The sequence below is a fragment of the Erythrobacter sp. MTPC3 genome (assembly GCF_042854385.1).
In the GTDB taxonomy this organism is placed as follows: Bacteria; Pseudomonadota; Alphaproteobacteria; order Sphingomonadales; family Sphingomonadaceae; genus Erythrobacter.
The window spans coordinates 198,456-220,997 of record NZ_BTGP01000007.1 but is presented as its reverse complement, the minus strand read 5'-3'; the positions used below and the strand labels follow the sequence as shown (position 1 = coordinate 220,997).

29 protein-coding genes and 1 tRNA gene are annotated in these 22,542 nt (G+C 61.0%); 17 read left to right on the top strand and 13 right to left on the bottom strand.

From position 1 onward, the window contains the following. Positions 1-14 precede the first annotated feature (14 nt). From ACGHU1_RS11480 to ACGHU1_RS11435, 10 genes are read left to right on the top strand one after another with little or no spacing between them, the layout of a single operon-like run. Complete coding sequence (locus tag ACGHU1_RS11480; protein ID WP_390587050.1) at positions 15-287, top strand: TrbC/VirB2 family protein; 273 nt, start codon at positions 15-17, stop codon at positions 285-287. Further along, the gene (locus tag ACGHU1_RS11475) at positions 287-562 is read left to right on the top strand and encodes a VirB3 family type IV secretion system protein (protein ID WP_390587030.1); all 276 of its coding nucleotides are present in this window, start codon (positions 287-289) and stop codon (positions 560-562) included. The genes ACGHU1_RS11480 and ACGHU1_RS11475 overlap by 1 nt, the downstream gene beginning before the upstream one ends. 3 nt (positions 563-565) lie before the next feature. After that, entirely contained in the window at positions 566-3,028 is a 2,463-nt protein-coding gene (gene trbE, locus ACGHU1_RS11470) for a conjugal transfer protein TrbE (RefSeq protein ID WP_390587028.1), read from the top strand. After that, on the top strand, positions 3,025-3,771 hold the full coding sequence (gene trbJ, locus ACGHU1_RS11465; protein ID WP_390587026.1) for a P-type conjugative transfer protein TrbJ: 747 nt from the start codon (positions 3,025-3,027) through the stop codon (positions 3,769-3,771). Before trbE ends, trbJ begins: the two co-directional genes overlap by 4 nt. Positions 3,772-3,777: 6 nt before the next feature. Then, positions 3,778-4,125, top strand: coding sequence for a putative entry exclusion protein TrbK-alt (trbK-alt, locus tag ACGHU1_RS11460; RefSeq protein ID WP_390587024.1), 348 nt, complete (start codon positions 3,778-3,780; stop codon positions 4,123-4,125). Between the two features lies 1 nt (position 4,126). After that, on the top strand, positions 4,127-5,440 hold the full coding sequence (trbL, locus tag ACGHU1_RS11455; protein WP_390587022.1) for a P-type conjugative transfer protein TrbL: 1,314 nt from the start codon (positions 4,127-4,129) through the stop codon (positions 5,438-5,440). Positions 5,441-5,446: 6 nt separating this feature from the next. Then, positions 5,447-6,127, top strand: coding sequence for a conjugal transfer protein TrbF (gene trbF, locus ACGHU1_RS11450; RefSeq protein ID WP_390587021.1), 681 nt, complete (start codon positions 5,447-5,449; stop codon positions 6,125-6,127). After that, on the top strand, positions 6,127-7,119 hold the full coding sequence (gene trbG / locus ACGHU1_RS11445) for a P-type conjugative transfer protein TrbG (protein ID WP_390587019.1): 993 nt from the start codon (positions 6,127-6,129) through the stop codon (positions 7,117-7,119). The genes trbF and trbG overlap by 1 nt, the downstream gene beginning before the upstream one ends. After that, the gene (locus tag ACGHU1_RS11440; RefSeq protein ID WP_390587018.1) at positions 7,119-8,291 is read left to right on the top strand and encodes a TrbI/VirB10 family protein; all 1,173 of its coding nucleotides are present in this window, start codon (positions 7,119-7,121) and stop codon (positions 8,289-8,291) included. The genes trbG and ACGHU1_RS11440 overlap by 1 nt, the downstream gene beginning before the upstream one ends. Continuing rightward, positions 8,288-8,527: a DUF2274 domain-containing protein gene (locus tag ACGHU1_RS11435; RefSeq protein ID WP_390587016.1), complete on the top strand. Its 240-nt coding sequence runs from the start codon at positions 8,288-8,290 to the stop codon at positions 8,525-8,527. The genes ACGHU1_RS11440 and ACGHU1_RS11435 overlap by 4 nt, the downstream gene beginning before the upstream one ends. On the opposite strand, the gene ACGHU1_RS11430 is transcribed toward ACGHU1_RS11435, so the two are convergent. Then, complete coding sequence (locus ACGHU1_RS11430; RefSeq protein WP_390587014.1) at positions 8,503-9,411, bottom strand: LysR family transcriptional regulator; 909 nt, start codon at positions 9,409-9,411, stop codon at positions 8,503-8,505. The two genes, ACGHU1_RS11435 and ACGHU1_RS11430, sit on opposite strands and share 25 nt — an antisense overlap. 233 nt (positions 9,412-9,644) lie before the next feature. Then, positions 9,645-9,719: transfer RNA gene (locus ACGHU1_RS11425), tRNA-Gly, on the bottom strand. A 236-nt stretch (positions 9,720-9,955) separates the two neighbouring features. Here ACGHU1_RS11425 and ACGHU1_RS11420 point away from each other — a divergent pair. Together ACGHU1_RS11420 and ACGHU1_RS11415 are read left to right on the top strand one after the other, a co-directional pair. Next, the gene (locus ACGHU1_RS11420) at positions 9,956-10,885 is read left to right on the top strand and encodes a tetratricopeptide repeat protein (RefSeq protein ID WP_390587012.1); all 930 of its coding nucleotides are present in this window, start codon (positions 9,956-9,958) and stop codon (positions 10,883-10,885) included. Between the two features lie 5 nt (positions 10,886-10,890). Further along, a complete protein-coding gene (locus tag ACGHU1_RS11415; RefSeq protein ID WP_390587011.1) occupies positions 10,891-11,502 on the top strand; it encodes an LON peptidase substrate-binding domain-containing protein in 612 nt (203 codons plus the stop codon). Positions 11,503-11,547: 45 nt separating this feature from the next. Here the strand turns inward: ACGHU1_RS11415 and ACGHU1_RS11410 are convergent, their stop codons facing one another. The 5 genes from ACGHU1_RS11410 to argB all read right to left on the bottom strand — a co-directional run bounded on the left by ACGHU1_RS11410 (position 11,548) and on the right by argB (position 15,268). Next, positions 11,548-12,168 (bottom strand): MarC family protein, encoded by a 621-nt coding sequence (locus tag ACGHU1_RS11410; RefSeq protein ID WP_390587048.1) that lies wholly within the window; start codon positions 12,166-12,168, stop codon positions 11,548-11,550. A 55-nt stretch (positions 12,169-12,223) separates the two neighbouring features. After that, positions 12,224-12,991 (bottom strand): hypothetical protein, encoded by a 768-nt coding sequence (locus ACGHU1_RS11405; RefSeq protein WP_390587010.1) that lies wholly within the window; start codon positions 12,989-12,991, stop codon positions 12,224-12,226. A gap of 74 nt (positions 12,992-13,065) precedes the next feature. Beyond that, a complete protein-coding gene (gene folD, locus ACGHU1_RS11400) occupies positions 13,066-13,959 on the bottom strand; it encodes a bifunctional methylenetetrahydrofolate dehydrogenase/methenyltetrahydrofolate cyclohydrolase FolD (RefSeq protein ID WP_390587008.1) in 894 nt (297 codons plus the stop codon). After that, the gene (locus tag ACGHU1_RS11395; RefSeq protein ID WP_390587006.1) at positions 13,959-14,258 is read right to left on the bottom strand and encodes a YggT family protein; all 300 of its coding nucleotides are present in this window, start codon (positions 14,256-14,258) and stop codon (positions 13,959-13,961) included. The genes folD and ACGHU1_RS11395 overlap by 1 nt, the downstream gene beginning before the upstream one ends. A gap of 101 nt (positions 14,259-14,359) precedes the next feature. Continuing rightward, on the bottom strand, positions 14,360-15,268 hold the full coding sequence (gene argB, locus ACGHU1_RS11390) for an acetylglutamate kinase (protein ID WP_390587004.1): 909 nt from the start codon (positions 15,266-15,268) through the stop codon (positions 14,360-14,362). A 199-nt stretch (positions 15,269-15,467) separates the two neighbouring features. Between argB and ACGHU1_RS11385 the strand changes: the two genes are divergently transcribed. The 3 genes from ACGHU1_RS11385 to ACGHU1_RS11375 all read left to right on the top strand — a co-directional run bounded on the left by ACGHU1_RS11385 (position 15,468) and on the right by ACGHU1_RS11375 (position 16,915). Continuing rightward, on the top strand, positions 15,468-15,785 hold the full coding sequence (locus ACGHU1_RS11385; protein ID WP_390587002.1) for a DUF2282 domain-containing protein: 318 nt from the start codon (positions 15,468-15,470) through the stop codon (positions 15,783-15,785). Between the two features lie 129 nt (positions 15,786-15,914). Next, the gene (locus ACGHU1_RS11380) at positions 15,915-16,460 is read left to right on the top strand and encodes a thermonuclease family protein (protein WP_390587000.1); all 546 of its coding nucleotides are present in this window, start codon (positions 15,915-15,917) and stop codon (positions 16,458-16,460) included. 101 nt (positions 16,461-16,561) lie between these two features. Then, positions 16,562-16,915, top strand: a complete 354-nt coding sequence (locus tag ACGHU1_RS11375; protein WP_390586998.1) for a DUF4870 family protein — start codon at positions 16,562-16,564, stop codon at positions 16,913-16,915. Between the two features lie 19 nt (positions 16,916-16,934). Here the strand turns inward: ACGHU1_RS11375 and ACGHU1_RS11370 are convergent, their stop codons facing one another. After that, the gene (locus ACGHU1_RS11370) at positions 16,935-17,849 is read right to left on the bottom strand and encodes a sulfotransferase domain-containing protein (protein WP_390586996.1); all 915 of its coding nucleotides are present in this window, start codon (positions 17,847-17,849) and stop codon (positions 16,935-16,937) included. A gap of 139 nt (positions 17,850-17,988) precedes the next feature. Here ACGHU1_RS11370 and ACGHU1_RS11365 point away from each other — a divergent pair, with 139 nt between their 5' ends. Continuing rightward, on the top strand, positions 17,989-18,663 hold the full coding sequence (locus tag ACGHU1_RS11365; RefSeq protein ID WP_390586994.1) for a hypothetical protein: 675 nt from the start codon (positions 17,989-17,991) through the stop codon (positions 18,661-18,663). Positions 18,664-18,848: 185 nt separating this feature from the next. On the opposite strand, the gene ACGHU1_RS11360 is transcribed toward ACGHU1_RS11365, so the two are convergent. The 3 genes from ACGHU1_RS11360 to ACGHU1_RS11350 all read right to left on the bottom strand — a co-directional run bounded on the left by ACGHU1_RS11360 (position 18,849) and on the right by ACGHU1_RS11350 (position 20,132). Beyond that, on the bottom strand, positions 18,849-19,124 hold the full coding sequence (locus ACGHU1_RS11360) for a YdcH family protein (protein ID WP_390586992.1): 276 nt from the start codon (positions 19,122-19,124) through the stop codon (positions 18,849-18,851). A gap of 375 nt (positions 19,125-19,499) precedes the next feature. After that, positions 19,500-19,772 carry a hypothetical protein gene (locus tag ACGHU1_RS11355; protein ID WP_390586990.1) on the bottom strand — a complete coding sequence of 91 codons (273 nt, stop codon included), beginning with the start codon at positions 19,770-19,772 and terminating at the stop codon, positions 19,500-19,502. Positions 19,773-19,832: 60 nt separating this feature from the next. Next, positions 19,833-20,132: a hypothetical protein gene (locus ACGHU1_RS11350; RefSeq protein WP_390586989.1), complete on the bottom strand. Its 300-nt coding sequence runs from the start codon at positions 20,130-20,132 to the stop codon at positions 19,833-19,835. 477 nt (positions 20,133-20,609) lie between these two features. Here ACGHU1_RS11350 and ACGHU1_RS11345 point away from each other — a divergent pair, with 477 nt between their 5' ends. Continuing rightward, positions 20,610-21,005: a hypothetical protein gene (locus ACGHU1_RS11345; protein ID WP_390586987.1), complete on the top strand. Its 396-nt coding sequence runs from the start codon at positions 20,610-20,612 to the stop codon at positions 21,003-21,005. A gap of 5 nt (positions 21,006-21,010) precedes the next feature. Here the strand turns inward: ACGHU1_RS11345 and ACGHU1_RS11340 are convergent, their stop codons facing one another. Together ACGHU1_RS11340 and ACGHU1_RS11335 are read right to left on the bottom strand one after the other, a co-directional pair. Next, positions 21,011-21,163 carry a hypothetical protein gene (locus tag ACGHU1_RS11340; protein ID WP_390586985.1) on the bottom strand — a complete coding sequence of 51 codons (153 nt, stop codon included), beginning with the start codon at positions 21,161-21,163 and terminating at the stop codon, positions 21,011-21,013. Positions 21,164-21,393: 230 nt separating this feature from the next. Continuing rightward, on the bottom strand, positions 21,394-22,443 hold the full coding sequence (locus tag ACGHU1_RS11335; RefSeq protein WP_390586984.1) for a ribonucleotide-diphosphate reductase subunit beta: 1,050 nt from the start codon (positions 22,441-22,443) through the stop codon (positions 21,394-21,396). Between the last annotated feature and the right edge of the window lie 99 nt (positions 22,444-22,542).

Below are 22,542 nucleotides of genomic sequence, written 5' to 3'. Positions count from 1 at the left end.
TACTCACTACCTGCGTGGCACTGGTCGTTGCCACGCCCGCCCGTGCCGCCGGTTCGTCCATGCCATGGGAAGCGCCGCTGCAGGCCATCCTTGAATCCATCCAAGGCCCGGTCGCCAAGATCGTCGCGGTGATCATCATCATCGCCACCGGCCTGGCGCTGGCTTTTGGTGACACATCGGGCGGGTTCCGGCGGCTGATCCAGATCGTCTTTGGCCTGTCGATCGCCTTTGCCGCGTCATCCTTCTTCCTGTCCTTCTTTTCCTTTGGTGGCGGAGCGCTGGTCTGATGGAGAGCGGTGCATCCAATTTGCCTAATGGCTTCGTGGCCCCGGTTCACCGCGCGCTGACCGAGCATATCCTGCTTGGCGGCGCACCGCGCGGGCTGGCGATTGCCAACGCCACGCTCGCGGGAGCCATCGGTCTGGGCCTGCAATTGTGGATTGCGGGGCTCGTCTTCTTCGCGCTCGGCCACATGGTGGCGGTCTGGGCAGCGCGGCGCGATCCGCAATTCGTAGACGTCGCACGGCGGCATCTGCGCTTTCCTGCTCTTTGCGGGGTGTGAGTGATGTTCTCGCTGCGTGAATATCGAAACAAGGCCGACCGGCTCGCGGACTTCCTGCCCTGGGCAGCGCTGGTCGCGCCGGGCGTCGTGCTCAACAAGGACGGCAGCTTCCAGCGCAGCGCGCGCTTTCGCGGGCCCGACCTCGACAGCGCAACGCCTGCCGAGCTGATCGCGACCACCGCGCGGCTCAACAGCGCATTGCGGCGGTTGGGATCTGGCTGGGCGATGTTCGTCGAAGCCGTGCGCCGTCCGGCGCTGGACTATCCGGTCTGTGACTTTCCCGATCCGGCATCGGCACTTGTCGAGCGCGAACGCGCCGCGCAATTCGCGGAGGAAGGCGCGCATTTCGAGAGCCGGTATTTTCTCACCTTCCTGTGGATGCCGCCCGCCGAGGACGCCGCACGGGCCGAAAGCTGGCTTTATGAGGGTAAGGCCGAGAAAGGCATTGTCCCACGTGAATTGCACGACGGCTTCGTGGATCGGACTGACCGGCTGCTGCGCCTGTTCGAAGGCTTCTTTCCGGAGGCTCATTGGCTCGATGATGGCGAAACGCTGACCTATCTCCACAGCTGCATTTCGACCCGGGCACAGTCCGTCCGCGTTCCTGAAACCCCGATGCATCTCGATGCGCTGCTCGCCGACGAGCCCCTCACCGGCGGGCTTGAGCCGCGTCTGGGCGAGGCGCACCTGCGCACGCTCAGCGTGATCGGTTTTCCGAGCGCGACCTTCCCCGGCCTGCTCGATGAATTGAACGCACAAGGCTTCGTCTATCGCTGGTCGACCCGGGCGATCATGCTCGACAAGAGCGACGCAACCAGGCTGCTCTCGAAGATCCGCCGCCAATGGTTTGCCAAGCGCAAATCGGTCGCAGCGATCCTCAAAGAGGTGATGACCAACGAGGCTTCGGTACTGGTCGACAGCGATGCGGCCAACAAGGCGGAGGATGCGGATACTGCGCTGCAGGAATTGGGCGCAGACCATGTCGGTCTGGCGCTGGTCACCGCGACCATCACCGTCTGGGATGAGGATGCAGCGCTTGCTGCTGAAAAGCTGCGCCTTGTCGAGAAGGTCGTCCAGGGGCGCGATTTCACCTGCGTGACCGAAGGCATGAACGCGATCGAGGCGTGGCTCGGATCGCTGCCCGGCCATGTCTATGCCAATGTCCGGCAGCCTCCAATATCGACGCTCAATCTGGCGCATATGATGCCACTATCGGCGGTCTGGGCCGGGCCCGAGAGCGATGCGCATTTTGCTGCGCCGCCGCTCTTCTATGCGAAGACCGAAGGCTCTACCCCGTTCCGCTTTTCGCTTCATGTGGGCGATGTCGGACACAGTCTGGTGGTCGGCCCCACCGGAGCAGGCAAGTCAGTGCTGCTGGCCATGATGGCGCTGCAGTTCCGCCGGTATGCTGGCTCGCAAATCTTCGCTTTCGATTTTGGCGGGTCGATCCGGGCGGCAGCGCTCGCATGCGGCGGCGACTGGCAGGACCTGGGATCAAGCCTTTCAGAGGACGGCGACGAGGCCGTGATGCTGCAACCGCTCGCGCGGATCGACGAGCCGGCGCAGCGCAACTGGGCATCCGAATGGCTGCAGGCAATCCTTGCTTCGGAAGGCGTCACCATTGACCCGGTTACCAAGGACCATCTCTGGTCCGCACTGACCTCGCTATCGACCGCGCCAATTTCCGAACGCACGCTTACTGGCCTCGCCGTCCTGCTCCAATCGCAGGGCTTGAAGCAGGCCCTCGCGCCCTATTGCATCGGCGGTCCTTTTGGTCGGCTGCTCGATGCTGAAAGCGAGCGGCTTGGCGAAGCGAGTTTTCAGGCTTTCGAGACCGAGGGGCTGACCGGATCGGCAGCGGCCCCCGCAGTCCTCTCCTATCTCTTCCACCGCATCGAAGGACGGCTCGATGGTTCGCCCACGCTGATCATCATCGATGAGGGCTGGTTGGTGCTCGACAGCCCAGCCTTTGCCGCGCAATTGCGCGAATGGCTCAAGACCCTGCGCAAGAAGAACGCGAGCGTCGTCTTCGCAACGCAGAGCCTTGCCGATATCGAGAGTTCGGCGATTGCGCCCGCGATCATCGAAAGCTGCCCGACCCGTATCTTCCTGCCCAATGAGCGCGCGGTCGAACCGCAAATCCTCGCCATCTACCGCCGCTTCGGGCTCAACGATCGCCAGATCGAAATCCTCAGCCGGGCAACCCCCAAGCGCGATTATTACTGTCAGTCAGCGCGCGGCAACCGTCTGTTCGAGCTGGGCCTGGGCGAAGTGGCGCTCGCCTTCACCGCCGCCTCGTCCAAGAGCGACCAGCTCGCCATAGCGCGGATCATCGAGAATTCTGGCCGCGCAGGGTTCGCCGCCGCCTGGCTGCGCCATCGCGGTCTCGACTGGGCCGCCGACCTTCTCGGCACCCCCGAGCACACCTCCCTTTCCCCCAGCCCCCAACAAGGAGACCTCCCATGATTCCCCGTAAATACTTCCGCAGCATTTTGACCGGCGTCGCGCTTGCCTGCGCTGGCTCGGGAGCCTTGGTTTCCGCGCCAGCAGAGGCGCAGTTTGGCGGCATTGTCTATGATCCGACGAACTATGCCCAGAACGTGCTCACCGCTGCGCGCACGCTCGAGCAGATCAACAACCAGATCCGCATGCTGCAAAACCAGGCCAACTCGCTCGTCAACGAGGCGCGCAATTTGCAGAGCCTGCCGGTTACCGTGCTCCAGCCCCTGCAGGACCAGATCAGGCAGACGCAGCAATTGCTGCAGCAAGCCCAGCGCATCGCTTATGATGTGCGCGCAATCGAAACGACTTTCGATGCCCAGTACAAGAATATTCCGCTGAATGCCTCCCAGCAGGCGATGGTCAATGGCGCCGAGGCGCGCTGGCAAAACAGCGTGGCCGGTTTCGAGGACGCATTGAAGGTCCAGGCGGGCGCGGTCGCCAACATCGAAGGCTCGCGCGAAGCGGTGGGCAATCTGGTCAGCGCCAGCCAGTCGGCCACCGGTGCCTTGCAGGCCGCGCAGGCAGGCAACCAGCTGCTGGCCGTGCAGGCAGGCCAGCTCGCCGATCTCACGGCCACGCTGGCGGCGATGAGCCGGGCGCAGGCGCTCGATGCTGCCGAAAGCGCAGCGGCCAAGGCTCAGGCGCGGGAACAGCTGCGGCGCTTTCTGGCCAATCGCCCGCGCTACCTGCCCAGCGGGCAAAAGTGATCCGCCATGGATAGCAAGCTCCTCGCGCGCGTCGGTGCCGCCGTCTTCGTCGGCCTCTCCTTCGCTATGACGCTCGTGCAGATGCGCGAGGAGCCTGCCACGCGGCCCGACTCCGTGCCTATTGCATGGGTGCCCGACGGCGACCCGCTGCCCTTACAGATCAAGGCCTGTGCAGAGATGGGCGAGTTGGCGCTGTCCTCACCCGATTGCCGCGCGGCCTGGGCCGAAAAGCGCCGCCGCTTCTTGGGCGTGGATCATCCAGAGGCCTATTCTGAGCTCGCTGATCCTGCGCCGCCGGACGCGCCTGACCTTCCGATACCAACCCCGGTTGGCGAACATCGAGGGGAGAACTGACGTGGGCGGCACCGGCGTCGTCGATCGCTTTCTGGCGATCTTCTCCCAATATATAGACAGCGGCTTTGGCCTGCTCTCTGGCGAAGTCGCGTTCATCGCGACCACGCTGATCGTGATCGATGTGACGCTCGCGGCTCTGTTTTGGAGCTGGGGCGAGAATGACGACATCATCGCCCGGCTCGTCAAGAAGACGCTCTTCGTCGGCATCTTCGCCTATATCATCGGCAATTGGAGCGCGCTCGCCAACATCATCTTCAACAGCTTTGCCGGGCTGGGCCTGAAGGCCAGTGGTTCGGGGCTTGGCGCTGCGGACTTGCTGCAGCCGGGCCGGGTCGCGCAGGTCGGCATCGATGCCGCCTGGCCACTGATCGAATCCATCGCCGATCTGATGGGCTATGTCGGCTTCTTCGAGAATTTCCTGCAGATCATCATTCTGCTGCTTGCCTGGGCGGTGGTTATCATCGCCTTCTTCATCCTCTCGATCCAGCTCTTCGTCACGCTGATCGAGTTCAAGCTGACAACGCTCGCGGGCTTTATACTTATCCCTTTCGGCCTGTTCGGCAAGACCGCCTTCATGGCTGAACGCGTGCTCGGCAATGTGGTTTCTTCGGGCATCAAGGTGCTGGTGCTCGCGGTCATTATCGGCATTGGCTCGACGCTCTTTGCTGAATTTACCAGCGCGATCCCTGGCGAGCCAACCATCGAGGATGCGCTTGCCATCGTGCTTGCAAGTCTGACCCTGCTCGGCCTGGGCATCTTCGGTCCCGGCATCGCCAACGGCATCGTGGCTGGCGGGCCGCAATTGGGAGCGGGCGCTGCAGCAGGCACCGCCTTGCTCGCAGGCGGCGCCGCCGTAGGCGGAATTGCCGGAGCCAAGCTGGCTGGCGGAGCGGTGGCGAGCGCAGCATCTTCGGTCGCGCAGGGCACATCGCGCGCTGCGGGCGGAGCGAGTATGGCCTATGCCACAGGTTCCGCAGGCAAGACCGGCGGTGCGGCTGTCGCAGGCGGTATGGCCGGTGTCGGCCGCGCCGCGGGAGGTGCCGCCATGTCGCCGCTGCGCAAAGCGGCTGAGAGCGCCAAAGACAACTTCCGCAGCGGAGCACGAGCGTCTGTCAGCAATATGGGCGGACGCATTGTGCCGGCATCAGGGAGTACGCCGTCGGGCCCACAGCCCGAAAGCGGGCAGCCCGCCTGGGCCAAATCCATGAAGCAGCGCCAGTCGCTCGGCCACTCGGCTTCACTCGCCGCGCACACTGTGCGCTCCGGTGACGGCCACGGCGCAGGCTCCTCCATCGACACCAAAGAGAAGGACTGACGGATCATGTTCAAACGCCCCTCGATCCGATACGGCAAGACGCCGCAACCCGAGACGCCCTATCAGCGCGCGGCACAGGTCTGGGACGAGCGCATCGGCTCGGCCCGCGTTCAAGCGAAGAGCTGGCGCTATGCCTTCTTCGGCGCGCTCGGCCTGTCGGCAGCGCTGACGGGCGGTCTCATCTGGCAAAATGCGCGCGGCACCATCGTCCCTTGGGTGGTCGAGGTCGACAAGCTTGGCGAAGCGCGCAGCGTCGCGCCTGCCGATGCCGAGTTCGCGCCGACCGATCCGCAGATCGCCTTCCACCTTGCCCGCTTTATCGAACATGTCCGCGCCATTCCCGACGATGCCATCGTCGTGCGGGAAAACTGGCTCAGAGCCTATGACTTCGCGAGCGACAAGGGCGCGCTGGCGCTCAATGACTATGCGCGGGCCAATGATCCCTTTTCCGTGATTGGACGCGAACAGGTGGCGGTCGATGTCACCAGCGTGATCCGTGCTTCGCCAAGGAGTTTCCGGGTCGCATGGGTCGAGCGCCGCTACCGTGACGGCGCACTGGCCGAGACGAGCCGCTGGACCGCAATCCTCGGCATCACCGTGCAGCCGCCCAATAATCCCGATGCGCTCACCAAGAATCCACTCGGCATCTTCGTCACATCCATCAACTGGTCAAAGGAGCTCGGCTGATGTCCCGCTCGCATACTCTGTCTCGCAAAATCTATGTTAGCCTGTTTGGCGCTGCCTCGCTGGCGCTGACTTCCTCGGCTTCGGCGACACCCGCACCTATGGCTCCAGCAATGCGGACGGCTCTTGGCGCGCTGGTAAAGCTGCGTCCTGTCGCTGCGATCCGATCGCTTGAGCACATCAATTCCCTTTCGCGGCAGGCCTCCCCCCCTGCCGCGCGCCGCTCCCGCCCCCCTGACCCCGAGGACGAGGTGGGAGCGGCAAACGATGCTGCCCGTATCCAGCCCGAAGATGCAGGGTTCCAGAACGCGATCCAGCGCTATACCTATAGCGAAGGCGCGCTGTTCCAGATCTATGCCAAGCCCGGTCAGGTGACCGATATCGCGCTGCAGGAAGGCGAGCAGCTGGTCGGCCCCGGCCCGGTTGCGGCAGGCGATACGGTACGCTGGATGATTGGCGATACGCTAAGCGGAGCGGGCTCCACACAGCGGGTGCATATCCTCGTCAAGCCGACCCGGGCTGACATCACCACCAATCTCGTGATCAACACCGACCGGCGCACCTATCACGTCGAACTGCGCGCCAACGCCCGCGTCTACATGGCCTCGGTCAGCTGGTCCTATCCCGAAGACGAGCTGATCGCATTGCGCCGGGCAGAAGCCGAAGCCGTGCGCACGGCGCCGATTGCGGACGGGTTCACGATCGAAAACCTCAATTTTGATTACCGGATATCGGGCGACAAACCCGATTGGCGGCCGCTGCGCGTGTTCGATGACGGCCAGCGCACACTCGTGGAGTTCCCGCCCGACATTGCCCAAGGCGAAATGCCGCCCTTCTTTGTCATTGGCGAGGAGGGCGAGGCCGAACTGGTCAATTACCGGGTGAACGGGCGCTATTTGATCGTCGACCGGCTGTTCCATAAGGCGGAATTGCGGCTTGGCGCGGGACGCAGGCAGGTGCGCGTCAAAATTTCCAATCGGGCGCGGAGCGAGTGATGAGCAGCGAGCCTGATCCCGAACGGCCCGTCGACGCCGAACCCATCACCAGCCTGCGCGGCGAGGGCCCGCGCGTCGTGCGGCTGTCGCGAAAGGCAATTGGTATCGCCAGCGCCGTCGGACTATCGCTGGTGGGAGGAGCTTTGCTCTATGCGCTGCAGCCTGCCTCGCAAGGGAGCGAGGAGGAGCTGTTCAACACCGATGGTGTAGCGGTGGCCGACGGTCTGGCATCGGCCCCGAGGGATTATTCGCAGGTACCAAGGCTTGGACCGCCGCTTCCCGGCGATCTCGGCAAGCCGATCCTCGATGCGCAGGAGCGCGGGGCCGTTGCTGCATTACCGCCTGTCGGCGCGCAACCGCCCCCACCGCCGCCGCAGGGCATCAGCCCTGAGGAAGCGGCGCGTCAGCGGCTAGAACAGGAACGTGAAGCCGCTCGCGGTAGTCGGCTGTTCTTTGGCGGCGGAACGCCCGCTGCCAGTCTAGCGCAGGCGCTCCCGCCCTCCGATCCATTGCCTGCATCAGCTCAGTCTTCGGTTTCTGCTGGTCAGCCTGCTTTTCTTGATCGCCCCGCCGAGCGCCGGACGGTTTCGCTCCAAAGGCTCGATGCCGCACCATCACCAGCCTTCTTGCAGGCCGGTTCAGTCATCCCCGCTGCGCTCATTACCGGTATCCGCTCCGACCAGCCCGGGCTTGTGACCGCGCAAGTGACCCAAAACGTCTATGACAGCCTAACCGGACGCCGCTTGCTGATCCCGCAGGGCGCGCGCCTGATCGGCGACTATGAATCCGATGTCGGCTTTGGCCAGCGCCGCGTGCTTCTCGCCTGGAACCGGCTTATCCTGCCCGATGGCCGTTCAATTGTGCTCGAACGCCAGCCCGCGGCCGATCCCTCCGGCTATGCCGGACTGGAAGACGGAGTCGACTATCACTGGGGCAGCGTGCTCAAGGCCGCGTTGGTCTCGACCTTGCTCGGCATCGGCGGCGAATTGGGTTCGGGCAGTGACAGCGATCTCGCACGAGCGCTGCGGCGCGGTAGTCAGGACAGCGTCAACCGTGCAGGTGAGCAAATCGTTTCGCGCGAGGTGAACATTCGCCCGACGCTGACCATTCGTTCGGGCTATCCTGTGCGCGTGCTGGTCACCCGCGATATCGTATTGGAGGGCGGGGTATGACCCGGCTCAAGCTTTCCGACATTACCGACGAGAAGCCGGTCAAGCTGACCATCGAGATACCCGCACGGCTGCATCGCGATCTGGTTGCCTATGGCGTAGTGCTGAATGGCGGGGAAGAAAGCGATGCGCCGGCACCAGAGCAGCTTGTCACGCCAATGCTTGAGCGGTTCATTGCGACCGATCGGGCTTTTGCGAAAGCCCGGCGGGCAACTCAGCCAGCCGCGGTTAGCGGATAGCGTTCATCGATCAGCTTGAAAAAGCGGGCGAGAGCGGGATTGTCGTTGTCCTCGCGCCACCAGGCTGCAAAATCGAGATGCGCAGCACCGCTTGGGTCGGTTATCTCGCGGAACACGACATCAGGCCGGGCAGCGCCGGTCGCGCTTTCGGGCACAACGGTAATGAACTTGCCGAAGGGCACCATCGCGGCGATGGTTTCGGCACTCGTCTCCTGCGTGATGATATTGGCCTTGAAGCCATTGCTGCCGAGTCGCTGGCGGATAACTTCGGCGATCCTCGGTCCGCTTCGCTCCTGCGGCATCACGAAGACCGACTTACGCAAATCGGTCCAGAACAAGCTTTCACTCTTGGTCAGGCGATCTTCCTTGGGCAAGACAACCATCAGCCGTTCGGACCACAGCCAGCGCTTGGTGACTCCGGGTTCCTCGATCTGGCTGGCATGGATGGCGATGTCGACGATGCGGGTTTGCAGCCCTGGCAGCATGCGTTCCGGACTGGCTTCAAGTGCATCGAGTTGCACATCGGGAAAGCGTTCAAGCAGATCGCCAAGCAGAAGGCGTAGATTGCCGGTGCTGAGCGAGCCGGAAAAGCCGACCATTAACCTTCCGACCTCGCCATATCGCACTGCCTTTGCCGTCGTCAGCAGATTGTCGGCATCGGTAACGATCCGCCGCGCGACTTCCAGGAAGGCCTTGCCGGTCTCTGTCGGGACGACACCTCTGGTGGAGCGTTCGAACAGGGTAATGCCAAGACGATGTTCGAGCGCCGAGACCGTTTTGCTCAGTGTCGACTGCTTGACGTTAAGCTGCTTCGCCGCGCGCAGGAAGCTGGCTGTATCTGCTGCGGTAACAGCGAAGCGAAGCTGGCGCAGCTCTATAGTCAAAGGCTTTGCCCCACCTTGCCCTTAATCATTGTTGCGGCCCCATAATTTGAACGAATGTTCCGTTGTCGATGCTGCATAGTTCATGCCAAGAACCACGGCTGAGTCAATTCACCGCACACGCAGCACAAGCTGTCGCGCTTACATTTTGCTTACACGAAGGAGCGCAGAGAGCCGTGTAAGCGCCCCTAGTTGGCGCCTACCGGCTATACACATTTGAATATACGAAGAAAAACTGGAGCGGGCGAGGCGATTCGAACGCCCGACCCCAACCTTGGCAAGGTTGTGCTCTACCCCTGAGCTACGCCCGCTCACTGACGCTCTGCAGAATCGGAAAAAGTCATCCGGCCCTGCTGGGGAGGCGGGCAATTAACAGCGGCGCGCGCAGCCTGCAAGCCCAAAGTTGCAGCAAATTTGCCTTGATCGTCTGCCAGACACACGCCAGCACGCGCATTCGGCAAACGCGCGCTTCAAATCGCGCGAATACGCCCCACATGGGGCCCAGGTTATTTCACGGACACGCAACAGGAGCATTCCTTTGGCCAGCATGGGTCTGAATATAGAAGAGCAAAAGGCCGTCGAGCGATTCCGCAAGGACGTCGTCGATCCATCGCAGACGAAACTCGTCATTCTGGATTTCTGGGCAGAGTGGTGCGGCCCGTGCAAGGCGCTTGCCCCGATGCTGGAAAAGGTCGCGGCGGAATACGCGGATAAAGGCGTGTTGCTTGCCAAGCTGAATGTCGATGAGGAACAGTTCATCGCTGGGCAATTCCAGGTCAAATCGATCCCCACCGTCTATGCGATGTTTCAGGGCCAGCCGGTCGCCGATTTGACCAGTGCGCGCACTGAATCGCAATTGAAACAGACGCTCGATCAACTGCTGGTGCAATTGCCTATTCAGGCCGGTGATGGAGAGGCGGGCGCACCGCAAGGGCCATCGGCGGAAGAAATCGAACAGGCGGTCAAAATGGCCGAAGATTCGCTTTCCGAAGGGGACGCGGAGCGTGCCGCAGGGATTTTTGCGCAGGTGACAGAATTTGCCCGCGACAATGGCCCTGCCCATGCCGGCCTTGTTCGCGCGTTGGTTCAATTGGGTCAGGTCGAAGAGGCCGAGCAGGTCATGGCCGCGATCGAAGCTGATCCTGCGCTTTCACAGGACCCTTCTATTGCCGCTGCGAAAAGCGCGCTGGAACTTGCCGGAACGCAGGTTGATGACGGTGAACTGGCGGCGCTGAAAACCGCTGCCGAAGCGGACGGCGCCGATATGGACGCAAAAATGGCTTATGCCGAGGCTGCTTTCGCTGCGGGTCAGCGCGATGCCGCCGCCGATATTCTGCTATCAATGGTTGAGCAGGACCGCGAGTGGAACGACGGTGCAGCACGGGCCAAGCTGGTCCAGATTTTCGAGGCAGTCGGCCTTGAAGACGAATGGGTGGTCGCAACGCGCCGCCGCCTTTCCAAAATCTTGTTCGGATAAAGCGATTGAGCACACGGCTTTCCATCTTCCCCCTTCCCGGCGCAGTCCTCTTCCCCGGACTGCAGCTGCCCCTGCACATATTCGAGCCGCGCTATCGCTCGCTAATCGGGGATTCTCTGGTCCGTGACCGCAAGATAGCCATGATCCAGCCTCAGGAAGCCATCGAAGGGTCGCCGCTGTTCAGCGTCGGCTGCGTTGGCCACATTGGCGAGATCGAGGCGATGGACGATGGCCGCTACAACCTCATCCTCGAGGGCAAGAGCCGGTTCAGGCTGATCCGCGAGCTGGATGTCGCAACGCCGTTTCGTCAGGTCGAAGGTGAAATGATCGATGACGATGAAAACGAAACGCTAAGTTACGCGCAGCGCGGCGGGTTCGAGATCGAGGCGCGGAAGTTTGCCGACAGGCAGGGCTATTCGGTTGATTGGGATTCGGTCGAGCGGCTTGATGATCAATCGCTGATTAACGGAGTGTCGCAAATCGCTCCGTTTGATTCCGCGTCGAAACAGGCCCTGCTTGAGGCTGAAAACCTTTCGGCGCGGTGCGAATTGCTGGTGCAACTGATGCAGTTTTTTGGCCGCAGGGATGGCGGCGAAGAGATCATGACGCTGCAATAGGACGCCGCACGCCAACAGACGCGTGATCGGCGCGCTTTACACCGATTAAACCGCGAAGCTGCCGCGCAGGCCGTCAATCACATATTGGGCGGCAAGCGCCGCCAGCAACACGCCCAGCAGCCGCGTGATGACCGCCTCCACCTTATCGCCAAGCAAACGGATGAGCGGACCCGCGGCAACCAGAGCGGCGGCCGTCAGGATCAGCACGGCGGCAAGGGCTGCGAACACTTCAAGCGTCTGTTCGACACCGTCAGCCTCATTCATCAACAGCATGATCGCTGCGATTGCGCCCGGCCCCGCCAGCATCGGCATAGCCATGGGGAACACGGACACGTCCTCAACCTCCGACGCGGTCACTTTTTCAGCGCGTTCTGTGCGGCGCTGGGTGCGTTTTTCGAAGACCATTTCAAAAGCGATGAAAAACAGCATCAATCCGCCCGCAATGCGGAAACTGTCGAGCTCGATATGCAGCGCGCCGAGCAGGTCTTCGCCGAAAAACGCGAAAATCGTCAGGATAACCGCCGCAATGCCCGTCGCCCGAAGCGCCATGTTGCGGGCCTGTGCGCGGGTCGCATCCTTGGTCAGCCCAGCATAAATCGGAGCGCAGCCCGGCGGGTCAATCACCACGAACAGGGTGATGAAGGCAGAGATGAAGAGTTCGGTCAGGACCATCGGGCCAGCCTATGCGTTTAGAGGGGCGGTTGTGAAGCGCCGCCCATCATCATCCTTCGGCTGGAGATGCAAGCAATTCTTCGATCGCGGTCACCCATTGGCCATTATAGTAATATTCCGCAGCAACGTATTTCGTGCCATCGGCGCGGTGTTCCCAGCGCCATCGCAGCGTTCCATCGCGCGATAGCTGCGCTAGTCCGGATATGTCCTCGCCAATGGAGAGCGGCGGTGGCGGCGGTATGGTTTCCCCGCCGCGCGGACATGTTGCCACTAGACCTTCAACAGAATCGATCGCGGTCACGACGATATCGCCGTCTTCGAATTCTTTGCGCGGAGGCGGCTGTGGATCGTCGCGGCCGGCCACATCGTAAATCCATTTGTATTCGCCGTCTTGCTGACGCACCCAAGCCGTCACGTAATTGCCGACGAATCCCTCGGTATCGACAAATCGCCCCTGGCTCAGGGCGATTTGCCCGTCGCAGCTCATCACGACCGCGCTCGGCGACCATTCGTTTGCCTGCTGGGGGTCAGGTAATCCCGCAAACAAAGCGGGCGCGGAAACAGGGCCGTTCCTACCGTGAAGCTGCGCGCCGGCGGCGGCAAAGTCCACTGCAGCGGTGTATTGCCCCTGTTCCTGCGCGGCACGGGCATAAGCGATCTCTGTCTTGACAATGGTGCTGGGCTGCGCAGCGCCCGGCGCGGATTGAAGCGCGCGCGCAATCACCCTGTCCGATGGACCGCGCGGCTGCGAACCGGCGCAGGCCGACAACGCCAATGCCAGTGTTCCGGCTGTCAGAGCGAGGGGGATTTTTGTCATGGAGCCTCCGCAAGCGATATCTGTTCGGCGGGATGCCCGCGCGCAGGTTTACCCTGCCTGACTATCGAAATAGATCAAAGGTCTTCCGGGACATCCAGTCCGGCATTGCGGTGCGCGGCGACCAGTGTGTTGCGCAGCAGCACGGCAATCGTCATTGGGCCTACGCCGCCGGGGACAGGCGTGATCGCGGCTGCGACCTCGCTCGCCTCGTCAAAGGCAACATCACCCACCAGCTTGCCCTTATCTTTGCCAGGCTCGGGCGGAAGGCGGTTGATGCCGACATCGATGACGGTCGCGCCGTCTTTCAGCCAATCCTTGCGGATCATTTCAGGGCGTCCGACCGCGGCGACCACGATGTCCGCGCGGCGCACAACGCCAGCCAGATATTTCGTCCGGCTATGCGCGATGGTGACGGTCGCGTTTGCATCAAGCAGCAATTGCGCCATCGGTTTGCCGACAATGTTCGACCGGCCAATCACAACCGCCTCCAGACCTGAAAGATCGCCCAGCCTGTCCGTCAGCAGCATCATGCAGCCGAGCGGAGTGCATGGGACAAAGCCGCTTTGTCCGACGCTGAGCCGGCCTGCATTGATAACGTGGAAGCCGTCCACATCCTTATCTGGGCTGATCGCGGCGATGATGCTTTGTTCATCGAGGTGATCTGGCAGCGGCAACTGGACGAGTATGCCATCGACGCTTTCATCGTTGTTCAGCCGCTCAACCAGAGCGAGCAGCGCCGCCGACGTGGTATCGGCTGGCATACGGTGTTCGAAACTGGCCATATTGGCCGCCAGCGTCGCCTTGCCTTTTGCGCCGACATAAACCTGGCTTGCGGCGTCTTCGCCCACCAGAACCACAGCCAGTCCCGCGCGGCGGCCAGCGGCTTCGGCAAAACGCGCGGCATACTCGCCCACACGCTCCCGCAATCGGGCTGCGAACGCCTTTCCGTCGATCCGCGTTGCGCTCATCAGTATGCGACCGATCGGATCACGGCTGCGAGAACAATTTCGAGAACCTGCAAAAGAATAATCAGCACCAGCGGCGAAAAATCGATTGCGCCCGTATTCGGCATCAGGTTGCGGATTGGTCTGAGCAAGGGGTCGAGCAGGCGATTGATCGCCTCGTAAACCTGCATCAAAAACTGGTTCGAGGTGTTGACCACATTGAATGCGAACAGCAGTCCGATCACGAACTGGACGATGATCAGCATGATCAGCGCGCTGGTTATGAGGCCGATGATTTGTTGAACTGCAATCAGTCCTGACATTGATGATTTCCTGTCTTTTAAACTCTGACGCCAACAGTCCCTGAGAGGCGTGTTATAGATGTAATACGCTTAAATCCAGTATCAAGCCAATATCGCGGCGATCACGCGCGCACCAGAGTGCCTGCGCCGCGGGCTGTGAAGAATTCCAGCAGCATGGCGTGCGGCACCCGCCCGTCCAGCACAACTGCCGCTTCGCAGCCCGATTCCACCGCCGAGACGCACGTCTCTAGCTTTGGCACCATGCCGCCCTTGATCACACCTTCGTCGCGCAATTTGGCAATGTCGGCAGGGCTCAGATCGCTCAGCAATTTGCCGTCCGCATCCAGCACGCCTGCGACATCTGTCAGCAGGAACAACCGCGCCGCGCCCAGCGCTGCGGCAATTGCGCCTGCCATGGTGTCGGCGTTGATGTTATAGGTTGATCCGTCTTCGCCGCCCGCAATCGGCGCGATAACCGGGATCATGCCCGCCGCGACCGCCGTATCGATGACGCTGGTGTCCACTTTTGCCGGTTCACCGACAAAGCCGAGGTCGATGACGCTTTCGATCAGGCTTTCGGGATCGCGCGTCGTCCTCTCGACCTTGCGCGCGGTCACCAGTCCGCCATCTTTCCCGGAGATGCCGATGGCTTTGCCGCCGGCATTGGAAAGCCAGCCGACCAGCTCTTTATTGATCGCGCCTGACAGGACCATTTCGGCAACCTTGGCGGTGGCTTCGTCCGTGACCCGCAGCCCATCGACAAAGGTGCTTTCCACGCCCAGCCGCGACAGCATTTCACCGATTTGCGGCCCGCCGCCGTGAACGACGACAGGGTTGATGCCGACCGCTTTCAGCAATACGATATCTTCGGCAAAATCACGCGCTGCCTGCGGTTCGCCCATCGCGTGACCGCCATATTTCACCACGAAAGTGCGCCCGGCATAACGCTGAAAATAAGGCAGCGCCTCGATCAGCGTTTCTGCTTTGGATAACCCCTGCGCCTGCGCTGAAGATTCCGCATCGCTCGTCATTCTCGAAATCCCTTTATCGATCCGTGATGCTGCCCGGTGGCCGCCGTGAAGGGGCCGGTTGCCGCGCCTAGCCGCTTAAGACAGCGACTGCAAAGGCGAAGCACCAGGGCGGCCTGTAACCAATTGCCCAATTTCGCCGAAACAATTGATGATGGCACCGCTTAAGGTTTGCCTGAAAACTTTTGAAGAGGAGGAATATATGACCACTACACGTATCATGGGTTCGATTACCTTAGCCGCAGCAGCGAGCCTTGCCGCGGCCTGTTCGGGCGGCGCGGATGCCCCCGCCACCACCGAAGCCGAAGCTCTCGCAGCGGCAGGCGGCGGGGAGAAAGAGAAATGCTACGGCGTGTCGAAGGCCGGCATGAATGATTGTGCAGCCGGACCGGGCACAAGCTGCGCGGGAACCAGCGTCGTCGATTATCAGGGCAATGCATGGACGTATGTTGACGCGGGCACCTGTCTTCAGATCGAAACGCCTGCTGGCACCGGATCGCTTGAGCCGATCAACGCCTGATCGGGCACGGCAGACGGAATAAGGCCGCAGGGGTTCATCCCTCGCGGCCTTTTTCGTGGCCAAGCCAGCCGGGTGAAACGCGGCTCGAACCGTTCAGGCCTGGCGCAGTTGCTGCTAAGCCTTCGCGCGATGCCAAAACGCCGCCTCCGCCTGGTGCGACCTAACCGTCCATCGCGACCCGAATCGCGGTGGCCCGCTGCGCGCGTGCCGGTGCTGCTACTGCTGGGCCTTGCAGCGTGGTGGGTCTTCGACAAAACGCACATTCAGGAACGCGGCTGGGTGCAGGCGAATTTCGATTTCGCACTTTGCGGGCAGCCTTGGGGCGGTGCGGCGGGCTGCGTTGTTGATGGTGACACCGTGGTAATCGGCAACGGACCGGGCAGGCGGCGCATCCGCCTGACCGGCTTCGACACGCCGGAACTGAACGGCCAGTGCGAGGCCGAAAAGGCTAAGGCCATGCGGGCACGCTCGGCCCTGCATCGCTGGCTCGCGCGCGGTTCATTTGAATGGAGCGGAGATACCGATCCGCCCTATGACAAATATGGCCGTGAATTGCGCCGCGTCAGGCGCGTGGATGCCGGCGGGAAGCGCGAATATCTGGAAGATCACATGACGCAGCGCGGCCTCGCGCAAGGCGATGGCTGGGGCGGCATGTATATCGACTGGTGCGACTGATATGGGTCCGCGCGCGCGCCTCCTTTCGCATTAGAGGCTTGTCCAATCGCCGCTTTTGCATAGACTGCACAGACACTGTCAGCGGCCAAAGGGGATCAGCCATGACCAGCCAACCTGTGAAAAGCGGATTTCAATTCAATAATCCGGCGATAATCAGCCTGCTTTATCTCGGCAGTTTCCTGACCGGGTTCAGCGGTTTGGTGGGCATCGTGCTTGCGCATATCTGGCAGGGCGAAGACAAGGAAGAATGGGCCGCGTCGCATTACACATACCTGATCCGCACCTTCTGGATCGGACTGGTTGGAAGCCTTATTAGTTTCATTTTGATGTTAGTGTTTATCGGCTTCCTCACGATGCTGGCCGTCGGCATGTGGTTCGGGGTGCGGAGTGTCCTCTCGCTTGTCAAAGCGCAGCGCTGCGAGCCGATGGCTGACCCGCAAACGCTGCTCTTTTAAATAGCGCCGCCGCGGCGGATTACCCTGCGGCGAACCCCGCATTGATCTCTTCGGCCAGCGATGCAAAATTGGAATGGCCGGTCTGCGGCGCGACCTGCTCAGCCCACATCGCATCGATTGCGTCCGCGAGCGCATCAGGCAGCGCCTCTGCCTTGCTGCCGGTTTTCTGCACCTTGGTGGAATCGCTTGCCGCCGGAATGCCGCATTTCTCTTCGAGCACTTTACAGACCATGCCATCGTCAAAGCGGTCTTTATGATCATGCATGAATTCGCGGGTCGTGCGCTCAATCACCAATGCCTCGCCCTGCGAGGTCAGCTCTATCCCGCACAAATGCGCCATCGCGCGGATCGCAGAAAGCCTGTTTTGCACCGCCCAGCGATAGGTCATGACGAGGCTATCTGGTTCATTGCGCCGTGAATACCAGCTGAGCAGGTGGGTAAAGTAATCGCATCCGCCGGGTCCGCCGCTCAGCCATAACGGCATGAACTCCTCCATCGAAACCGCACCGTCCTCCAGGTGCCAACCATTGATGAACCGGTAGAAAGAAACATACGTCTCCTTCGGATCGCGCAGGCTTACAATATATCGCATACCCTCGGGCAGCCGCTCGTATTCGCGGTGCGATTTGAAGCCGCGCGGTGCGGCTGGCTGGGATGCGGTCATGTCGAAATCGAGCAGTATTGCCATATCGTCCCATGGGACAACGCGGCATATGTCGTCGAAATCCATGTCGCCGCCTGATGCCGCAGTGCGCACCTGGTGGAACATTTGCTGCATCAACGTGGTGCCGCTTTTCGCCCAGCTGGTGATGAAAGTATCGCCTGCTTGCGGAGCGTATGGGCGGTGATTTGGTCTATCGCCCTGCATGGCGATACCCATGATTTCGCCGAACCCTTCAATACTGCGTGCCTGTCCGATTTTCGCGCCGGTCATGTCTCATTACCCCTCACCTGATCGCGCCCCGGCAACCGGTGTATAGGATGCAGGGGTTAGGGCAAGCTCGGCGACCTTTCGCAAAGCTGCGCTGGTCATGCGAATAGGCAAGAGAGTAATTGGCAGGTAGAGCGGAGCCATGAAACGCAATGCTACCGCTCCGCTGATCCTCGCCACCGCCTTCGTTCAAGCGAGCTGCGCCGAACCTGCGCCAAGCCGCGATGAAACGGCGGAATCCTCGTCCGCTGGCTCGGCAAGTGAGCAAGACGCATTTTTCAGCGCGCTTTCAAGCCACTGCGGCAATGCGTATTCAGGCCAACTGGTCAGCGATGATCCCGTCGACGCCGATTTCGCGAGTGCCGAGATGGTCATGCATGTGCGCGAATGTTCACCCGACGCCATATCTGTCCCCTTCCATGTCAAAACCGCCGAAGGCTGGGACCGGTCGCGCACCTGGGTGCTGAGCCGCACCGAAAGCGGGCTGCGCCTCAAACATGATCACCGTCACGAAGACGGCACGAGCGATGCGGTTACGATGTATGGCGGAGATACGGCGGATGCGGGCACATCCCAGTCGCAGGATTTCCCGATCGACCAAGAAAGCATCGACCTGTTCCAGCGCGAGGGGCTCACGGCGTCGCTTACGAATGTCTGGACGGTTGAGATTGATCCGGCCGGAACCGACGATGCCGCATTTGCCTATCAGCTCAGGCGTACGGTGGATGGCGGCGCCCCGGAAGAACGATTTTTCCGCGCAGAGTTCGACCTGACCGATCCTGTCATTGCACCGCCGCCTGCATGGGGCCACGACTGAACACGCGCACGCAAGGCAGTCCTTTTGAAACTGGTGGGAGCAGCGCATCGCCTCGTGCACCGCCCCCATAGATGTCCGCGCGTGCCCCGGCTGCTCTCCCAAACACGGGGGGCTCCGCGCGGACGGGCGGCCTTCATGCCGGTGGGCGTCAGGCCGCGTAAAGCATTGATAGGCGGTTGCGCCCGTTAGGCATGGGCAGGCGCCCCGACCATGGCGCAGTCAGCGCGCTCTATGATCAGGGTGATTTCATCCAGCATGGCAAGGCGCTGTTTCTTTAATCGCTCGACGTGGAAATCGCTGCACCGTTCAACCTCGGTTTCAAACCGGTGAATAGCGCGGTTAAGCGCGTGATATCGCCCCGCCAGGCGGTTGAAATGGGCATCGCCCAGCTTCAGCCGCCGCACCACCGCTGTGTCATGCGGAAATTCGTCATGCAGTTCGTGGGGGGTGTGGGCCGACATCGCGCTTTTCTCCGATTGGTTTCGGAGCCTGAATAGAGCTTACGATTACCGCATGTCTTTGATTTGGGTCAAACCACCGGGCTTGTCGGTATCGCCGCTTTAGAAAAGCACCGCAAACACGCACAATCCGCCCAGTAGGCCAAGCACGCATCCACCGATTGCTTCCAGAACGACCATCATATTTCCTTTATCTCGTTAACTAGGGGCCTTATCTGTCCCATCCGTTACCAAAACCTTAGGAAACCAAGGGAAATTACGTGTCTGGTAAGGCTATGTTGACCCTGCCGATTGGCCTTGCGTTAACACTTCGGCGTATGGCGGGTTAATACGTTAAGGCAGTTCTTACTATGCACCCGTAGGACCCGTGATGACCGTTCAGTCTTCGATGGGGACGGTCGGCTCTGCGCCCGATCCGCGCTCTTCTGGCATCGCACCTTCGGCGGAGGCTTCGGGCACAGCAGTCTCGGGGGATGCCTCGCCCTGTTTCTCGGGGATTCCGACAGCAGCAGCGTCCGCATCGGTGACGGTGGCTTCATCAAGCGGCGTTTCGGCGACCTCGTCAGGCTCAGTCGTGCAGGCGGCGAGAGAAAGGCTGGTTGCAGCGATTGCGGTCAGCAGGATGGGCGCGGATTTGGATGGGTGGCGCATAAGAATGTCTCTTTATGAATGTTGGTCTGATTGGGCGGAGGCGCGGCCGAATGCGCGGGATCAGTCGCCGGGCTGTGCTTCGCGGTCGGGATCGGCGTCTTCGGTGTAGACGATGTTGCCCTCTGCTTCGTTGAGGTCGGCGGTCGTGCCGGTTTCCCCTTCGGGCGCGGCCGCTTCTACGCCGGGCACCGCTTCTGAAATTTCCGCGCCGGTCAGATCGGCACCGTCGGCAGGCGCTTCGATCCCGGCTTCGGGCGCAGCCGCACCCTCTTCCGTTTCGGCAGTGCAAGCGGCCAGAGTGAAGCTGGCGGCGGTGACGGCGGTCATCATGGTGACGATGGGCTTGAATGTGGTGCGCATTAAATTGATCCTTGGAAATCTGTCTGGTTGATTAACCAATGCAAATGGGGGCCTGCCTGTTCCGAAAAGAAGTGGGCGGCATCAGTCAGCCCCCTTCACCGCCAAGATCCCGACCCTGGTCGATTCAGGCCGTTCCGGCCCGCGCGGCTGAAACAGTCGCGGTGATTTCATCGAGCAGTGCCCGGAGCTGTTTCTTCAGCGCCTCGGTCCGATGAACGCTGGCCGCTTCGGTTTCAACCTCGGTCCGGTGCGCTTGGCGGTTCGATTACAGCGGTCGTGCTTCAGTATTTCGGTGAGTTTATAGGCCGTTTGCCGAGACCTACCGGGGCCCTCCCGCTTTTGAATGTGATGTCAGTTTAGCGCAGCGTGCAGGCACGCCTTTGATATGGGTCAAATCTGCGCGGTAAGTTTCGGTGCTATAATGTGAATATGGAAAGTGACCCGGCAGCAGCGCCGATATCCCCCCGCCCAGCTTTGGTGCACGCTAGCATCACGTATTGGGCGGTCATTTTCAGCCTCGGCTTTATACTGGGCACGGCGCGGACGGTTTGGGGCGGCGACGCTGTGGGTGAAAGCACATTCATCCTGATTGAAATCCCGATCATTCTGGCAGCAAGCTGGATCGCGGCACGGCGAGTGATGCGGCGTATGAAGATAGACAACGCATGCTCAGCTCTGGCGATGGGCGCTCTTGCCTTTGCGCTGCTGATGGCATCGGAAATGGCGCTAGCTGCATTGCTGGCCCATGATGCGGGGCGATCAGAGGCAGTGCGCTCATGGCTTGCCTCACTGATTGCGCCGCCAGGTTTGTACGGGTTTCTCGGGCAGATCGCGTTTGGACTGATACCCCGGCTCGCGGCGAGGGGCCGGTAAAAGCCTTACGCGTTCGCTTTTTCGTGCGCGGCGAGCATATTTTGCAGCACGGCCACGCGCGCGCGCTCTTCGGGAAAAGCCTTGTCCGGATGCGCTTCAAGCTTGTCGAGCAGGTTTCGCAGTTCCTTCTTGCGGTCGGCGATAGTGGTTTCTTGCATGGAGTGGCTCCTTTCTGTTTGGAGCCGCAGCTTAGCACAACATCGGCGGACGAACGGACAATTACATTCCATTACCCGCACGGATCGCTGACGCTTGCGTCAGAATGACACCGGGCAGGCGAATGAAACGAGGTCGGGGGAAAGCATCGCGGCTCTCCCCCAAACACGGTGATTATTCAAATTTGAATTTGTCGTCTGTTGATCGCCTTAAGCAAGGCGATCAATGCAAATTACTCCGCCGCTTCGACAGCTCCGAACATATCCGGGCCTTCATCCGCCGCTTCGTCTTCGTTGACGGCTTTGGCCTTCTGGCGCTTGTCGAAGCTGGACCATACGGTGTTCCAGTCGCCGGTGGTGGCACCTTTGGAATATTCGGTGGCGCGCGCTTCGAAGAAGTTGGCGTGCTCCACACCGTTCAGCAGCGGGCTGAGCCATGGCAGCGGGTGCTCTTCGATCAGGTAGATCGGCTGCAATTTCAGCTGCTTGAGCCGCCAGTCGGCGATGTAGCGGATGTATTTCTTGATATCGGTCGGGGTCATCCCTTCAACCGGGCCCATTTCGAATGCGAGGTCGATGAAAGCATCTTCGAGACGGACGGTTTTCTGGCAGATATCGATGATGTCTTCCTTCACCGCCTTGGTGAGGCACTGGCGCTCCTCGCAGAAGGTGTGGAACATCTTGATGATGCCTTCGCAGTGCAGCGTTTCATCGCGGACCGACCACGATACGATCTGGCCCATGCCCTTCATCTTATTGAAGCGCGGGAAGTTCATCAGCATCGCAAAACTGGCGAACAGCTGCAGCCCTTCGGTAAAGCCGCCGAACATGGCGAGCGTGCGGGCGATATCCTCGTCCGTTTCGACGTTGAACTGGTGCATGTAGCTATGCTTGTCCGCCATCTCCTCATATTCGAGGAAGGCGCTGTATTCGCTTTCAGGCATCCCGATTGTGTCGAGCAGGTGGCTGTAGGCGGCGATATGCACGGTCTCCATATTGGAGAACGCGGCGAGCATCATCTTGATCTCGGTCGGTTTGAAGATCCGGCCATATTGTTCGTGATAGCAGTTCTGCACCTCGACATCGGCCTGGGTGAAGAACCGGAAGATCTGGGTGAGCAAATTGCGCTCATGCTCGGTGATTTTCTGCGCCCAATCGCGGCAGTCCTCTCCCAAAGGCACCTCTTCGGGCATCCAGTGGATTTGCTGCTGGCGTTTCCAGAAGTCGTAAGCCCACGGATATTCGAACGGCTTGTAGGTGGAGCGGGCTTCGAGCAACGACATGTTGTGTTTCCTTCGGTTCGTATTCGCTTACCCATATAGGGAAACAGAGCTACGAAACGAAGGCAACCACGTAGGTTTATGCGGGGATAAACCGTGTAA